General features: G+C 66.2%; 1 protein-coding gene. It reads left to right on the top strand.

Features of this window, described 5'->3' with window-relative positions; genetic code table 11:
- A partial coding sequence (locus tag JNK74_28880) for a hypothetical protein (protein ID MBL7650196.1) occupies positions 1–223 on the top strand: 223 nt, incomplete at its 5' end.
- Positions 224–711: the final 488 nt, after the last annotated feature.

Genomic DNA, 711 nt, shown 5'->3' with positions numbered 1-711 from the left:
CAGCCTGGACGACATCAAGGGCGACTACCCGTGGCCGCACGCCTACTTCATCCTGGTGAGCCGCGAGCACGTGAAGTGCCTCACCTACGCCCAGCTGAAGGCGGGCCGGTCCTTTGCGCCGGACTGCGGCCACTACCTGATCAAGCGCACGGAGCTGAAGCTGGACCGGGAGCTTATCGTGCGGTTCGGGCAGCTGGCGAAGCGGTTCTTCGCGGGGGTGTGAGGGAGCAGGAGCAGGGGCAGGGGCAGGGGCAAGTGCCAAGGACCAAGTGCCAAGAGCCCAAAACCTAAAGCCTAAAGCCTCAAGCCCCAAGCCTAAAGCCCCAAGCCCCGAGCCCAAAACCTAAAGCCTAAAGCCTAAAGCCTAAAGCCTCAACACCCACCGCCCCGCCCGCGGCCTCCGGCCGGCCTGCGGACCAGCTGACCGGACCACCGGGTGCCATCGCTGGGCATGGACAGCAGCGTGTTGAACACCCGGGCTGATCGGGACCACGCACGGCGAAGGGAGATCGCTTCGGCCGCTCCGCGGTCCTCGCGATGACGGGTTGGGAGATGATCGGTACTTGCACCGAGCACGTCCGTGCCGTCACTGCGAGGCGGCCTGTGGCCGCCGTGGCAGTCTCCCTGAGGTGGACGGGATCAGGCACGGCGAGGGGAGATCGCTTCTGCCGCGCCGCGGTCCTCGCGATGACGGGTTGGAAGATGATCGGT

The organism is Candidatus Hydrogenedentota bacterium (assembly GCA_016791475.1).
GTDB lineage: Bacteria > Hydrogenedentota > Hydrogenedentia > Hydrogenedentales > JAEUWI01 > JAEUWI01.
The sequence above is the reverse complement of the archived record's forward strand: the minus strand, read 5'-3'. Positions and strand labels throughout refer to the sequence as shown.